The organism is Streptococcus dentasini, from assembly GCF_053206945.1.
In genome coordinates this window covers 1-14,172 of the sequence record NZ_JBRUHS010000010.1, presented here as the reverse complement: position 1 = coordinate 14,172, position 14,172 = coordinate 1, and the positions used below count along the sequence as shown (strand labels likewise).

Sequence of the window (14,172 nt, the reverse complement as noted above, 5' to 3'; positions counted from 1 at the left end):
GAAATTTAAGTAAAGGAAAGATTGCTCTGAGTTTTGAGCAATCGTGGTAAATAGATGACAAAAATAATTTTTATGGGAACCCCCGACTTTTCGGCGACAGTCCTCAAAGGCTTATTAGCCAGTGAAAATTACGAGATTTTAGCAGTTGTAACTCAGCCCGATCGAGCTGTCGGCCGTAAAAAAGAAATCCATTTGACACCAGTCAAAGAGGTTGCTTTAGCCTATGGTTTACCTATTTATCAGCCTGAAAAGTTGTCAGGATCAAAGGAATTGGAGCAGCTGATGGATCTTGGTGCCGATGGAATTGTGACGGCCGCTTTCGGTCAATTTTTGCCGACCAAGCTCCTAGATAAGGTTGGCTTTGCGGTTAACGTTCATGCGTCTCTTTTGCCTAAGTATCGCGGCGGCGCCCCTATCCACTATGCCCTTATTAACGGTGATGAGAGAGCGGGTGTAACCATCATGGAAATGGTTAAGGAGATGGATGCTGGCGATATGATTAGTCAGGACAGCCTGCCTATTACAGATCGTGATAATGTAGGAACCCTCTTTGATAAGTTAGCCGTGCTAGGGCGCGATTTATTGTTGGAGACCTTACCGAATTACCTGAATGGTACAATTAAACCTCAACCTCAAGATAACACTCAGGTAACTTTTTCCCCTAATATTCAGCCTGAGGAAGAACGGCTGGATTGGACTAAGTCTTCTCGGATGCTTTTTAACCAGGTGCGTGGTATGTATCCTTGGCCGATTGCCCATACCTTGCTCAAGGGTCAGCGTTTTAAAATCCACGAAGCTCAATCGGTAACTGGTCAAGGGCAGCCAGGAGAAATTATTGAAAAAACCAAAAAGACTTTGGTGGTTGCCGCTGGTCAGGGGGCTCTGTCGCTCAAAACAGTTCAACCAGCTGGTAAACCTAAAATGTCTGTAAGGGATTTTCTTAATGGTGTTGGACGTCAGCTTGAAGTAGGTGATTATTTTGGTGACTAAGTTTCGAGGGACAGCCCGCAGCGCTGCTTTGCAGGTATTGGAGGAGGTGTTCAATCAGGGGGCCTATTCCAATGTCGCCCTCAACAGGGTGCTGTCATCTACACCTTTATCCGATCAAGACAAGGGATTGGCTACTGAGATTGTCTACGGGACAGTTGCACGAAAGATTACATTGGAATGGCATTTGGCTCATGTTGTTGATGATCGAAACAAGCTGGAGTCTTGGGTTTATATTCTACTTATGCTTAGTCTTTACCAGTTGCTCTATTTAGATAGGCTGCCTCGGCATGCTATCGTGAATGAGGCAGTAAAATTAGCTAAGAAACGTAGCCATAAGGGAGCAGATAAGCTGGTTAATGCTGTCTTGCGTAGATTATCGCAAGATTCCTTGCCAAAACCAGCAGATATTAAGCGTAAGAATAAGCGCTATTCGATTGAATATTCCCTACCTGTCTGGCTGGTTAAAAAAATAATTGACCAATATGGTGAGAAACGTGCAAGAAAAATCTTCCAAAGTCTTTTTATTCGTAATAAAGCCAGCGTTCGAGTGACGACTCCGCTGAAATTCGACGAAATTAGGATCTCAACAGGTGCTAACATCTCTAAGTTATCTCCAGTTGGTCTGGTAAAAGAGTCGGGCTACTTTGCAGGAACAGATTATTTTAAAAACGGGGATATCACCATTCAGGACGAATCCAGTCAGCTGGTTGCACCAACCTTAAAAATTCAAGGGACAGAAGAAATTCTTGATGCTTGTGCTGCTCCCGGCGGAAAGACTACTCATATGGCAGCCTACCTAACGACAGGACACATCACTGCCTTAGATCTCTATGATCATAAATTAGATTTGGTGAAAGAGAATGCTCGGCGTCTCCGCCTAGCTGATAAAATAGATACGCAAAAACTGGATGCCCGTTTAGTCCACCAGCAGTTTGCTCCTGATAGTTTTGACAAAATTTTGGTTGATGCCCCCTGTTCGGGAATCGGTTTGATCCGGCGTAAACCCGACATCAAATATAATAAGGACATTCAGGACTTTGAACAGCTGCAAACCATACAGCTAGAGATCTTAGACAGTGTTTGTCAAACCCTGCGTAAAAATGGTATAATAACCTACAGTACCTGCACTATTTTTCAGGAAGAAAATCAAGAAGTTATTCAAGCTTTCTTAGATACCCATCCTAATTTTGAACAGGTAAAACTGGAACATGAGCAGACAGATATTGTGGAGGATGGTTTTATATGCATCACTCCTGAGAGCCATCAGACCGATGGATTCTTTATTGCTCAAGTGAAGCGTATGTATTAGCGTGAAAGGACAGTTAAACAATTCATGGAAATTGCTTTACGGACTGATATCGGGCAGAAACGTTCTGATAATCAGGATTTCATCAATCAATATTACAATCAGGCAGATATTCCCCTTATCATCTTAGCGGACGGTATGGGAGGACATCGTGCCGGTAATATCGCGAGCGAGTTGACGGTAACCGATTTAGGTAAGGCGTGGGAAGCGTTAGACTTCACCGATCTTAGCCAAATCCGTGACTGGATGATTGATATCATTGAAAAGGAAAATAAAAAGATTCACGAGCTGGGCAAAGAGGAATCGTACCGCAGCATGGGAACAACTATTGAGGCTGTCGCTGTTGTTGATAATGCTGCCCTATATGCTCATCTGGGGGATTCTCGTATCGGTCTTATCAGAAATGGCCAGTACCAACAATTGACAACGGATCATTCCTTAGTCAATGAATTGCTGAGAGCTGGTCAGATTACTGAAGAGGAAGCGGCTACCCATCCCCAGCGCAATATCATCACGCAATCAATTGGCCAACAAAGCCCAATTGAGTTAGACTTGGGTGTACAACAGCTGGAAGCTGGCGATTTCATCCTGATGAATAGCGATGGTCTGACTAATATGATTTCTAGTGAAACCATCGTTAATATCCTGTTGGCTGATGATGGGAATCTTTCTGACAAAGCTGAGCAGCTTGTCGCCGAAGCTAATAAAGCTGGTGGCCTAGATAATATTACCGTGGGACTGCTACACGTAGAAGGTGAGGCAGCATCATGATTCAGATTGGCAAACTATTTGCTGGTCGCTATCGTATTCTTAAGTCCATAGGACGAGGCGGTATGGCGGATGTATATCTGGCTAATGATTTGATTTTAGAGGGAGAAGAAGTAGCCATCAAGGTACTTCGAACCAACTATCAAACCGATCAGGTTGCGGTTACCCGTTTTCAGCGGGAAGCCAGAGCCATGGCAGAGCTCAGCCATACTAATATCGTTTCAATCAGGGACATCGGTGAAGAAGATGGCCAGCAGTTCCTTGTAATGGAGTATGTGGATGGTTCAGACCTAAAACACTATATTCAAGATAATGCCCCTTTATCCAATAGCGAAGTCGTGCGTATCATGGAAGAAGTACTGTCAGCCATGACATTAGCGCACGAAAAAGGAATTATCCACCGCGATCTAAAACCACAAAACATTCTCCTAACTAAAGATGGAACAGTTAAGGTTACAGATTTTGGAATAGCGGTAGCTTTTGCGGAGACCAGCTTGACTCAGACCAATTCCATGTTGGGAAGTGTTCATTATCTATCCCCCGAGCAAGCGCGTGGATCTAAAGCGACAGTTCAATCTGATATCTACGCTATGGGGATCATGCTGTTTGAAATGCTGACAGGGCATATTCCTTATGATGGTGACAGTGCTGTTACTATTGCCCTTCAGCATTTTCAGAAACCCTTGCCATCTATTCTGGAAATTAACCCAGATGTTCCCCAGGCCTTGGAAAATGTTGTTATAAAAGCAACGGCTAAACGTCTCGATGACCGCTATAAATCAACCTATGAAATGAGTCGTGATCTCATGTCTAGTTTGAGCTATAATCGCAGTCGTGAAGCCAAGTTAATTTTTTCGGATGTAGCGGATACTAAGACCTTACCAAAAATCGACAGCAGCACCGCCAACGCTTCTGCGGAACAACTTTTGAAAGCGACAGATAAAACCAAAAAACAGGAAGTAACCGCCCAGCCTGAAGCCCCTAAGAAAGTTAAACCTAAGCGTAAGCATAAGGCAGGTGTGTTCGGCAAGATCGCTGTTGCACTTTTATTAGCTATTATTGTTATTGTTGCCTTTCTCATGCTGCGTCACCCCTCTACGATTACAGTGCCGGACGTTTCTGGACAGGACTTAGCTACAGCTAGGAGAACTATTGAGGATGCCGGACTTGAAGTCGGAGAGGTCATCAAATCGGAAAGTGATTCGGTAGATGAGGGACAGGTCATTCGAACTGGACCTGAAGCTGGGACATCTAAAAAAGAGGGGCAAAAAGTTAATATCTATGTATCTACCGGTAAAGGCAGTTTCAAAATGAAAGACTACACTGGTGAAAACTACGAGGATGCCATTGATGATTTAGCCAAACGCTATGGCGTCTCCAAGTCACAGATTGAAATTACCGAATATGAAACTGCCTACTATACTGAAGGGACGATTATCGAACAGACACCTACAGAGGGTTCTGAGTTCGATCCTTCTGGTAAAGACAAAATTGAATTTACGGTAGCTGTCTATAGCTCAAGCTCAACTTCTGAATGGTACAGTCAAGATTCTGATTCAAGCTCAAGTTCTGAGTCGAGTTCGTCAAGCTCTTCTACATCGAGCTCCGAGCAACCGGACAGTAGTTCTGACGGCGGAACGGCTGATCAGAGCTCTGAGGAATAATAAATATTAAGGGATTGAAGCGCCGCTTCAATCCTTTTTTGGAGCTCACTCTCGCTTCCTCTTGCTAGCAAGCTATTATCCGTTAAAAGAATGGTTATAATTGATGTTTAAAGTCTTCCAGTATTAAGAGTCGGATGTGTTTGAAATAAGAATAGGATGGATATTTCTTTGCTTTATATCTTGTCCTTCTTAGGTCCTAAGGCCTATCTTATTCACTGCTAAGGCCAAGGCAGCTGAAATTTCAAGGGATTTTTGATACAATGAGCAGGTAAATGAAAATTAGACCTCTTTTGCTCCCAAAAGGAGGGTTCTCAAAAGGAAACCATGAAAAAATTTCAATTTTTCTTGTTAGTCGAGGCCTGCCTACTAACAATGGCATTAGTGACCATCTTGTCGGATAGTCTGACTGCTTTTATTTTAATTTTAGCACTGACTCTATTGGTTCTCTTCTTTTATAATAAGGATAACCGTGGCAGTTTTTTGCTGACAGTCAGCTCCCTCTTTCTCTTTTTAGTATTTATGCTCAATCCATATATCATTGCAGCAGTATTATTAGCTGTTGCTTACACTGTCATTAACCATTTTTCTGAGGTCAAGCATCGCAACCAATATGCCGTATTAGAGTTTGAAAAGGATAACTTATCTGTAACTCCGCTTCCCAACCAATGGTTAGGGGCCAGCCGTCATATCAGTCAGGATTTTTATACCTTCGATGATATCAATGTCATCAGAGTTAGTGGTTCTGATACCATTGATTTGACCAAGGTCATTGTATCGGGTCGTGATAATGTCGTTATTATTCGGAAAATCTACGGCCCTACTAAAATTCTAGTTCCTAGAGATGTGGCTGTTAAACTAGATGTCAGCGCCATCTATGCCAGTGTCTCTTATCTAGGATTTCCTGAGTATGACTTGCGCAATCAGTCGATCAAATTAAAGCAAGAAGATGATAAGGAACTTTTGCGCTCAGTTAAGGTTGTTATCAATATTTTTGCAGGTTCTGTTGAGGTGGTGCGCTCATGAAACGTAACGATTTCCTGCTAATCTTTTTATATGTTAGTGTCACTGTTGGATTCATCATCTTTATCATTTTTGACAGCTTAAATCTCGATACTCGAGCTGTTTTTGCCAATCCGATTGTCTTAGAGCAGTTTCTTTTTTCTGTTATTCTCTTGATGTTTTCAGTCAGCTTTCTCTTGATTTTAGTCTGGCTGGTTGTTGATGACAACAGTAAGCGCCATATTAATCAGAGCTTGCGACGCATTATCAATAATCAGCCTGTCGGTAAGCAGGCTGAGACTGAAGTAGGAAAGAATCTTGAACGCCTGTCTAAAAAGATGGGCCGAGTTACAGCCAATTTGCAAAAAACAGAGAACGCCTACATTTCTAACAGCCGAGCTATTGTAACTCAGGAGCGCAAACGAATTGCTCGTGATTTGCACGATACTGTTAGTCAGGAGCTTTTTGCCTCCTCTATGATGCTATCAGGCGTAGCCCAGAATTTGGAACATTTGGATGCTAAGCAGCTGCAAGAACAACTAACTTTAATAGAACAAACTCTGATTAGTGCTCAGAATGATTTGCGAATTATGCTCTTGCATTTGCGGCCGACAGAGCTTCAAGATCGCACTTTAGCGGAAGGAATCTCTATGCTTCTAAAGGAACTGCGCGATAAAAGCAATATCGAAGTTGTCTTTAAGAAGGATGTAGTACAATTACCCAAAATCATAGAGGATAATCTCTTTAGAATCGCCCAAGAATTTATTTCTAATACCCTCAAGCACGCTCACGCCAGCCGCTTGGAAGTCTATCTCTATCAGGTGGATAATGAGGTCCAGTTCAAAATGATTGATGATGGACAGGGATTTGATATGGATGCTAGCCGAGAGTTGAGCTATGGTCTTAAAAATATTCAAGACAGGGTTGATGATTTAGCTGGGACGGTCAATATGCTTAGCAGTAAAGGCAAGGGGGTTTCGATGGATATTCGTTTGCCAATTTTAGATGATTATGATGAAGAAAAGAAAGATGAGGACGAAAATGACAGAGAAAACTAAAATTATTCTAGTAGATGATCATGAAATGGTTCGCTTAGGTCTGAAAAGTTTTTTTAACATGCAGCCAGATATCGAAGTAATAGGTGAAGCTGATAACGGTTGTACTGGCGTTGAAATGGCTTTAGCTCTACGTCCTGATGTCGTGGTTATGGATTTAGTCATGCCTGAGATGGATGGAGTAGAGGCAACATTAGCCATTTTAAAAGAATGGAAGCAGGCTAAAATCTTGGTTTTGACCTCTTATTTGGATAATGAAAAAATTTATCCAGTTATTGAAGCAGGTGCCAAAGGCTATATGCTTAAGACTTCCAGCGCAGCCGAAATCCTTAATAGTATCCGTAAAGTCGCACAAGGGGATGTTGCGATTGAAACTGAGGTTGACAAAAAGATCAAGTACCATGACCAGCATCCGGATTTACATGATGACTTGACAGCACGTGAACGTGATGTTCTGAGCCTTTTAGCAAAAGGATATGATAATCAGACTATCGCTGACGAGCTCTTTATTTCGCTTAAAACAGTCAAAACACATGTTTCTAACATCTTATCCAAGTTAAATGTCGAAGACCGCACTCAGGCTGTTGTTTACGCTTTTCAACACAACCTTGTTCCGCAGAATGAACAATAATGCTATAATAATATCAAGGTGATCAGTAAATTAGCTGAATGCTAAGGCATCCAGTGGCTGTTAATTCAAATTAAAAATAGAAAGACTATGATGAGGTATGGATACTAAAATAAAGTATCGTGCGAAAAAAATCAAGGTAGTTTTCTTTGATATTGATGATACACTAAGGATTAAAGAGACAGGCTATATGCCGCCCTCTGTTACAAAGGTTTTTCGCAGACTAAAGGATAAAGGAATTATAACAGGTATCGCTTCTGGCCGTGCTATGTATGGTGTGGTGCCTGAAATCAGAGATCTCAATCCTGATTTCTTTGTCACTATCAATGGCGCCTACGTTCTTGATAACAAAGAAAGGATTATCTATGACAATCCTATGCCGGAAGAGCTGAAGGAAGCCTACGTGACTTGGGCGAAGGAACAAGGAATCGCCTACGGTTTTGCTGGTAGAAATGAAGCAATTGTGTCAGAGCGTTCTGAACTCATTGAGCAAGCGATAGTCCCTGTTTATGGAAGCTGTCGTGTAGATCCTAATTTTTACCGTTATAATGATGTTTATCATATGTGGACATTTGCAGATAGAAACTCTGATTTGATTTTGCCTGATGAACTTGCTGAGAAGTTGCGCTTAGTACCTTGGCACCCTCATTCATCAGATGTTGTTCTTTATAATACATCAAAGGCCTCCGGTGTCGCTCATATCATGGAAAAACTGGAACTTACTCCTGAAAATTTATTAATTTTTGGCGATGGTCCTAATGATATGGAAATTTTTGATTACGCCGGGCTTAAAGTAGCAATGAGAAATGCCGTCCCTGAATTAAAAGAAAAGGCAGATTTTGTAACAAAAAATGTAGAGGAAGATGGCATTTTATATGCCTTAGAGGAGTTAGGTTTGGTAGAAAAAGAATTATACTTTCCACAATTGGATTTAGAAAATGTTGAAGGACCAGTCGCCACGATAAAAACCAATCATGGTGATTTGGTTTTACAGCTATTTCCAGAACAGGCCCCTAAAACGGTAGCCAACTTTATCGCTTTAGCTAAAAAAGGCTATTATGATGGCATTATTTTTCATCGCATTATCCCAGATTTTATGATCCAAGGTGGTGATCCGACTGGTACAGGTATGGGTGGTGAATCCATTTATGGCGATCGTTTTGAAGATGAATTTTCCGAAGAACTTTACAACTTACGCGGCGCTCTTTCCATGGCCAACGCAGGTCCTAACACGAACGGAAGTCAGTTCTTTATTGTTCAAAATAAGAATTTTCCTTATTCGACTCAAGAATTACAGCAGGGTGGCTGGCCAGAAAAGATTGCTGAAGCTTACGTAGCTGGAGGGACTCCTCATTTGGATCGTCGTCACACTGTCTTTGGTCAGTTAGCAGATGAGGCGTCGTTTGCAGTCTTGGATGAGATTGCTGCAGTCGAAACAGGAGCCCAAGACAGGCCCCTTGAAGATGTTGTCATCGAAACGGTTGAGGTTTTTGACGAATGAAAATTGGAGAAAAGTATAAAGGAACTGTCACAGGCATTAAGCCCTACGGTGCTTTTGTCAATTTAGAAAATGGAACAACAGGATTGATTCATATTTCTGAAATAAAGACAGGCTTTATTGAAAACATCTACCAAGTCCTCAAACAGGGGCAAGAAGTCTTAGTTCAAGTTCTTGATTATGATGAATTTAGCCACAAAGCCAGTCTTTCTATGCGAACCTTGGAGGAAGAAAGGCACCACTTTTCCCATCGGTACCGTTTCTCAAACAGTCACTATAAAATTGGTTTCAAGCCGTTGGCAGATAATATGGAGCAATGGGTTAAAGAAGGGCTAGAGTATTTAAAGTAAATAGCTGAAAAGCGTGGTACTCAGTACATGTGTATTGTTGTTCTGCGCTTTTTTGTAATGACATTTATGAGGAGCGGTACCGCTTATTTCCAGTCCAATCGCAAGCAGGGTTACGGAAATCAGGTGCCTAAAAAGGCTCTATAAACTCCTAGTGGGGATTTCACCCACTACAGTTGACAATGAGCTCTAAAAAATTAGGAGCCAGAATGTGTCCGGCTCCTAATTATAATCGTTAATGTTGATGTCCTTACTTATCAATGGTTTAATCAAAATCATATAGACTTGTTGATAAGTAGCGTTCCCCATTATCAGGCAGGAGAGCCAAAACCTTTTGGCCGGCTCCCAATTCTTTAGCAATCTGAATAGCAGCGTAAATAGCGGCAGAAGAAGAAATGCCAGCTAAGAAACCTTCTTGTCCGCCAATAATACGTCCGGTAGCAATCGCATCATCGGACTTCACACGAACAACTTCGTCGTAAGCATTAGTGTCTAAAGTTTCCGGAATAAAACCAGCCGAAATACCCTGAATCTTGTGAGGACCTGGCTTATCACCGGATAGGACCGCAGATTCATCGGCTTCTACTGCGTAGACTTTTATGCTGGGATTGCGTTTTTTAAGTGCATGAGAAACACCAGAGATTGTTCCGCCTGTTCCGACACCAGCTACAAAAGCGTCTAGTCCATCTGGAAAAGCTTCAATAATTTCAGCTCCAGTTGTTTTCTCATGAATAGCGGGATTAGCTGGATTATTGAATTGAAGGGGAACCCAACCGCCAATTTCCTGCGCAATCTCTTGTGCCTTGCTAATAGCTCCCTTCATTCCTTGACTGCCAGGGGTCAGGACCAACTTAGCGCCATAAGCCTGAATAATTTTCCGACGCTCAACGCTCATAGTTTCAGGCATAGTGATAATAACTTTATAACCCTTGGCTGCTCCTACCCAAGCTAAACCAATACCGGTATTGCCACTAGTCGGCTCAATGATGGTGTCACCAGGCTTGATAAGTCCTTGCTGCTCGGCATCTTCAATCATAGCCAGAGCAATTCTATCCTTTACAGAAGAGCCTGGGTTAAAAGATTCCAGCTTTACATAAACATCGGCCGCTCCTTCTGGTACACTATTATTTAGCTTAAGAATCGGGGTACGTCCGATCAACTCAGTAATGTTGTTGTAAATTGCTACCATAAATCCACCTCTAAAAATCATTAAGTTTAGTATATGGCTAGTATAGACTTCCAGCGTTTATCTGTAAAATACAAATTGTTTATAAGTTGATAGGCAATCATTATCAACTTATAGGAACTTCTACCACTTGTCTGCCAGCTCTGTTAGCGATTACCTTACCACTATAAAATTCCCGCAAATGAGCGAGGCAGTCTGCCAGATCTTCAGGGTCAACGTAGAGTACGGTTTCTACCTTATCAGAAAAACTTGTATGAAATTCTTGTAAACCTTCAGCGGCTAAGAAATTAGCGAAAGTCTGGTACTGTGGATAGCTTAATTCAAGTTGCAGCCCTTCTTGTTCTTTAATTTGGACTAGCCCAGTCTCAGAAATCGTATGAGCAACAATTCCGGCATAAGCTCTAATCAGTCCACCAGCCCCCAGTTTAATACCGCCAAAATAACGAGTAACAACGGCAACAATATTAGTCAACTCTTGTTTTTCTAAGACCCCTAGCATGGGTATGCCAGCAGTTCCGCTAGGTTCACCATCATCACTTGATCGTTTTATGTCAGATTTTTCGCCAAGAATCATTGCTGAGCAAGAATGGCTGGCTTTATAGTGCTTTCTTTTAATTTGGGCGATATAATCTCTAGCTTCGCTCTCACTGGTGACACGTTTAACGTGGCAGATAAAGCGTGATTTTTTTATGACATCTTCAATAATATTATCCCTAGCAATAGTTTTATAATTCATAAAAAAATTCTACCATATTTCATTGAAACTGCGAATAGATAAATAAATGAAGTATTTAAAAAATTACTATGGCCGCCAATTTTTAGGTTATCAGCTGCCTGCTGATATAAAGCAAGAAGCAACCAGTATTCCAGCTACTTACCAAAAGGAAGGAAAATATTATTGCCGCCGCTGTCAAAGTCGCTTGCACAAAGCTTGGCGACTGCCGGATAATTCTTATTATTGCCGTAATTGTTTGGTTTTTGGACGTATAACGACTAATGATCAAATATGTTATTTTCCCCAAAACGATTTTTCAATAAGAAACTATCTAGAGTGGCAAGGTCAACTGACTCCTCAGCAAAAAGAAATCTCTGACAACCTGGTAACTGCTGTTGGTAAAAAAGAAGATGTCTGGGTTCATGCTGTTACAGGATCAGGCAAAACAGAGATGATTTATCAAGTAGTCGCTACGGCCCTAAGTCAAGGGCAGGGAGTTGCGCTTGTCAGTCCTAGAATAGATGTCTGTCAAGAGCTCTATCAGCGCTTTAGCCGAGATTTTTCCTGTCCTATTACCTTGCTCCACATGGATTCTGCCCCTTACAAAAGAGCTCCCCTCCTTATTTCAACGATCCACCAGCTTTTTAGATTTTACCAAGCCTTTGATTTAATTATCATTGATGAAGTTGATGCTTTTCCTTACGTTGATAATCCAATTCTTTATCAAGCTGTGACGAATGCCTTGAAACCAAATGGCTCAAGAATTTTTTTAACTGCGACGGCGACAAATAATCTGGAGAAACAAGTTAGGAAAAAGAGATTGAAAAAACTACAACTAAGTCGACGCTTTCACGCTCATCCTTTAGTCGTTCCTAAATTAGTTTGGTTGTCAGGATTGGAAAAAATGCTGACTAAAAATCGATTACCTCAAAAATTTCTTGCCGACATTAGAAAGCAAAGACAAAGTCACTATCCGCTCTTGATATTTTATCCTACTATCCAAGAAGGAGAGCTGGTTTCCAAATTGCTTAAACACTATTTTCCCAAAGAAAATATCGGCTTTGTATCTAGTCAAACAGCCGATCGGCTCAAGCAGGTACAAGCTTTTCGCGATGGAGACATAGGGATATTGGTAGCCACAACCATTTTAGAAAGGGGAGTTACTTTTCCAGAGGTTGATGTCTTTATTCTAAAGGCAAATCATCGACTTTATACGAGCTCTTCTCTTATCCAAATAAGTGGACGCGTTGGTAGAAGTAAGGAACGTCCAACAGGTGAATTAGTCTTCTACCATGATGGTGTCACTAAACAGATGAAAAAATCCATAGTAGAAATCAAAAAAATGAACAAGAGGGGTGACTTCTGATGCTTTGCCTAATATGTGGCAACAATGCGGTGGAAAAAAGAAAATTTACAGATTTACTTTTACTACCAAATGAAAAAAGTGGGCTTTGTACGGCTTGTTGGTCTAGCTTTGAACAAATCAGCTCTTGTCACTGTCCGCTATGTTGGAAAGCAGGAGAAAATAGTATTTGTCAAGACTGTCAGTATTGGCAAAATTTAGGGCAACAGGTCAGCCATGAGGCCATTTTTACATACAATCAAGCTATGAAAGATTATTTTTCTGCTTATAAATTTCAGGGAGACTATTTATTAAGAAAAGTTTTTTCGGAAATTCTTAGAACAAGATTGGCTAAGTATCGAAACTATATTTTTGTGCCAATTCCTCTGAGTCAAATGAGTTATAAGGAAAGACGGTTTAATCAGGTACAAGGGTTGTTGGACGCGGCAAATTTGCCTTACAAAGATTTACTTTTGATAACCGAAAATAAAAAGGCCAGACAATCTGATAAGTCACGGAAGGAAAGATTGCAGACACCGCAATTTTTTTCTCTCAAGGGACAGAGCAAACTGCCTCAAAATATTTTATTGGTGGATGATATATATACTACCGGAAAAACACTAATGCTAGCCAAGGAAGCATTAAGTGAAAAGGGTGTGAAAACTATTAAAAGCTTTTCATTAGCACGCTAAAAAACCTTGCAAAATATTTCAAATATAGTAAAATGAAATAGAAGAAAGCGTTTTAACGCAAGAAAGAGGTAGTCTATGATTAAATTTAGTATCCGTGGTGAAAATATTGAAGTCACAGAAGCTATCCGTACTTATGTAGAGTCAAAATTAGCTAAAATTGAAAAATACTTTAACCAAACTCAAGAATTAAATGCAAAAATTAACTTGAAAGTTTATCGTGAAAAAACAGCTAAAGTAGAAGTAACAATTCCTGTAGGCTCCATTACTTTGCGTGCAGAAGATGTATCGCAGGATCTTTATGGTTCAATTGATTTAGTGTCAGATAAAATTGAACGACAAATTCGTAAAAATAAAACAAAGATTGCTAAAAAGCATCGGGAAAAAGTTGCAACAGGGGAAGTTTTTTCGGCAGAATTTTCAGCTGAAAAAGCAGAAGAAGTACCAGAAGCAAAGATTGTACGTACCAAAAATATTGATTTAAAACCGATGGACGCTGAAGAAGCAATTTTACAAATGGATTTACTTGGCCATGATTTCTTCATCTATACGGATGCTGATGATGGGACAACTAATGTTATCTATCGGCGTGAAGATGGAGACTATGGGCTGATTGAAGCAAAATAAATTAAAAACTCTGGATTATCCAGAGTTTTTTTACGATATAGTATTGACAGTATATGTTGACTTTGATACACTAATAAAGCTGATGAAAGCAATGCAAGAAACATCACAAAAAGATGACAAAAGTGTTGACAAGTGATTAAAAAGGTAGTAGACTATAAGAGTTGCTTTTAGCGGCAGGAAAGACCTTTGAGAACTGAATAGACAAGAAACCAAGCGTGCGGGTTAAGGAATTAACCTGTCAAGAAACAATAAACGGATAAGCCAGAAGTGCTTAGCCGGACGAACTAGCATTAATGAGAGTTTGATCCTGGCTCAGGACGAACGCTGGCGGCGTGCCTAATACATGCAAGTAGAACGC

At 40.8% G+C, this 14,172-nt stretch carries 14 protein-coding genes and 1 rRNA gene; 13 read left to right on the top strand and 2 right to left on the bottom strand.

Annotated features, from left to right (window positions below; all coding sequences use genetic code 11):
- Window positions 1-54 precede the first annotated feature (54 nt).
- The 9 genes from fmt to ACVR1G_RS07960 all read left to right on the top strand — a co-directional run bounded on the left by fmt (window position 55) and on the right by ACVR1G_RS07960 (window position 9,258).
- On the top strand, window positions 55-990 hold the full coding sequence (gene fmt, locus ACVR1G_RS08000) for a methionyl-tRNA formyltransferase (protein WP_447452652.1): 936 nt from the start codon (window positions 55-57) through the stop codon (window positions 988-990).
- A complete protein-coding gene (gene rsmB, locus ACVR1G_RS07995) occupies window positions 974-2,299 on the top strand; it encodes a 16S rRNA (cytosine(967)-C(5))-methyltransferase RsmB (RefSeq protein WP_447452742.1) in 1,326 nt (441 codons plus the stop codon). Before fmt ends, rsmB begins: the two co-directional genes overlap by 17 nt.
- Window positions 2,300-2,323: 24 nt before the next feature.
- Window positions 2,324-3,067 carry a Stp1/IreP family PP2C-type Ser/Thr phosphatase gene (locus tag ACVR1G_RS07990; protein WP_447452651.1) on the top strand — a complete coding sequence of 248 codons (744 nt, stop codon included), beginning with the start codon at window positions 2,324-2,326 and terminating at the stop codon, window positions 3,065-3,067.
- Window positions 3,064-4,728 (top strand): Stk1 family PASTA domain-containing Ser/Thr kinase, encoded by a 1,665-nt coding sequence (gene pknB / locus ACVR1G_RS07985; protein WP_447452650.1) that lies wholly within the window; start codon window positions 3,064-3,066, stop codon window positions 4,726-4,728. Before ACVR1G_RS07990 ends, pknB begins: the two co-directional genes overlap by 4 nt.
- Window positions 4,729-5,052: 324 nt before the next feature.
- Window positions 5,053-5,751, top strand: coding sequence for a cell wall-active antibiotics response protein LiaF (gene liaF / locus ACVR1G_RS07980; protein ID WP_447452649.1), 699 nt, complete (start codon window positions 5,053-5,055; stop codon window positions 5,749-5,751).
- Window positions 5,748-6,785 carry an envelope stress sensor histidine kinase LiaS gene (locus ACVR1G_RS07975; RefSeq protein ID WP_447452648.1) on the top strand — a complete coding sequence of 346 codons (1,038 nt, stop codon included), beginning with the start codon at window positions 5,748-5,750 and terminating at the stop codon, window positions 6,783-6,785. Before liaF ends, ACVR1G_RS07975 begins: the two co-directional genes overlap by 4 nt.
- Window positions 6,769-7,413, top strand: coding sequence for a response regulator (locus ACVR1G_RS07970; protein ID WP_447452647.1), 645 nt, complete (start codon window positions 6,769-6,771; stop codon window positions 7,411-7,413). The genes ACVR1G_RS07975 and ACVR1G_RS07970 overlap by 17 nt, the downstream gene beginning before the upstream one ends.
- A 97-nt stretch (window positions 7,414-7,510) precedes the next feature.
- Window positions 7,511-8,911, top strand: a complete 1,401-nt coding sequence (locus ACVR1G_RS07965) for a bifunctional Cof-type HAD-IIB family hydrolase/peptidylprolyl isomerase (protein ID WP_447452646.1) — start codon at window positions 7,511-7,513, stop codon at window positions 8,909-8,911.
- Entirely contained in the window at window positions 8,908-9,258 is a 351-nt protein-coding gene (locus ACVR1G_RS07960; RefSeq protein WP_447452645.1) for a S1 RNA-binding domain-containing protein, read from the top strand. The genes ACVR1G_RS07965 and ACVR1G_RS07960 overlap by 4 nt, the downstream gene beginning before the upstream one ends.
- A 262-nt stretch (window positions 9,259-9,520) precedes the next feature.
- Here the strand turns inward: ACVR1G_RS07960 and cysK are convergent, their stop codons facing one another.
- A complete protein-coding gene (cysK, locus tag ACVR1G_RS07955) occupies window positions 9,521-10,444 on the bottom strand; it encodes a cysteine synthase A (protein WP_447452644.1) in 924 nt (307 codons plus the stop codon).
- A gap of 103 nt (window positions 10,445-10,547) precedes the next feature.
- Window positions 10,548-11,177, bottom strand: coding sequence for a YigZ family protein (locus tag ACVR1G_RS07950; protein WP_447452643.1), 630 nt, complete (start codon window positions 11,175-11,177; stop codon window positions 10,548-10,550).
- Window positions 11,178-11,223: 46 nt separating this feature from the next.
- Between ACVR1G_RS07950 and ACVR1G_RS07945 the strand changes: the two genes are divergently transcribed.
- The 4 genes from ACVR1G_RS07945 to ACVR1G_RS07930 form a co-directional block, all read left to right on the top strand.
- Entirely contained in the window at window positions 11,224-12,522 is a 1,299-nt protein-coding gene (locus tag ACVR1G_RS07945) for an ATP-dependent helicase ComFA (RefSeq protein WP_447452642.1), read from the top strand.
- The gene (locus ACVR1G_RS07940; RefSeq protein ID WP_447452641.1) at window positions 12,522-13,190 is read left to right on the top strand and encodes a ComFC family protein; all 669 of its coding nucleotides are present in this window, start codon (window positions 12,522-12,524) and stop codon (window positions 13,188-13,190) included. Before ACVR1G_RS07945 ends, ACVR1G_RS07940 begins: the two co-directional genes overlap by 1 nt.
- A 75-nt stretch (window positions 13,191-13,265) precedes the next feature.
- Window positions 13,266-13,814, top strand: a complete 549-nt coding sequence (gene hpf / locus ACVR1G_RS07935; protein WP_447452640.1) for a ribosome hibernation-promoting factor, HPF/YfiA family — start codon at window positions 13,266-13,268, stop codon at window positions 13,812-13,814.
- Window positions 13,815-14,103: 289 nt separating this feature from the next.
- Window positions 14,104-14,172 (top strand): 16S ribosomal RNA (locus ACVR1G_RS07930); the annotation flags it as partial.

Excerpts from the sequence above, each read along its gene's own strand:
- ACVR1G_RS07975 (WP_447452648.1), top strand. The coding sequence starts at position 5,748 with ATGAAACGTAACGATTTCCTGCTAATCTTTTTATATGTTAGTGTCACT.
- hpf (WP_447452640.1), top strand. The coding sequence starts at position 13,266 with ATGATTAAATTTAGTATCCGTGGTGAAAATATTGAAGTCACAGAAGCT.
- fmt (WP_447452652.1), top strand. The coding sequence starts at position 55 with ATGACAAAAATAATTTTTATGGGAACCCCCGACTTTTCGGCGACAGTC.
- pknB (WP_447452650.1), top strand. The coding sequence starts at position 3,064 with ATGATTCAGATTGGCAAACTATTTGCTGGTCGCTATCGTATTCTTAAG.
- ACVR1G_RS07970 (WP_447452647.1), top strand. The coding sequence starts at position 6,769 with ATGACAGAGAAAACTAAAATTATTCTAGTAGATGATCATGAAATGGTT.
- ACVR1G_RS07965 (WP_447452646.1), top strand. The coding sequence starts at position 7,511 with ATGGATACTAAAATAAAGTATCGTGCGAAAAAAATCAAGGTAGTTTTC.
- ACVR1G_RS07940 (WP_447452641.1), top strand. The coding sequence starts at position 12,522 with ATGCTTTGCCTAATATGTGGCAACAATGCGGTGGAAAAAAGAAAATTT.
- ACVR1G_RS07950 (WP_447452643.1), bottom strand. The coding sequence starts at position 11,177 with ATGAATTATAAAACTATTGCTAGGGATAATATTATTGAAGATGTCATA.
- ACVR1G_RS07945 (WP_447452642.1), top strand. The coding sequence starts at position 11,224 with ATGAAGTATTTAAAAAATTACTATGGCCGCCAATTTTTAGGTTATCAG.
- ACVR1G_RS07960 (WP_447452645.1), top strand. The coding sequence starts at position 8,908 with ATGAAAATTGGAGAAAAGTATAAAGGAACTGTCACAGGCATTAAGCCC.
- ACVR1G_RS07990 (WP_447452651.1), top strand. The coding sequence starts at position 2,324 with ATGGAAATTGCTTTACGGACTGATATCGGGCAGAAACGTTCTGATAAT.
- cysK (WP_447452644.1), bottom strand. The coding sequence starts at position 10,444 with ATGGTAGCAATTTACAACAACATTACTGAGTTGATCGGACGTACCCCG.
- liaF (WP_447452649.1), top strand. The coding sequence starts at position 5,053 with ATGAAAAAATTTCAATTTTTCTTGTTAGTCGAGGCCTGCCTACTAACA.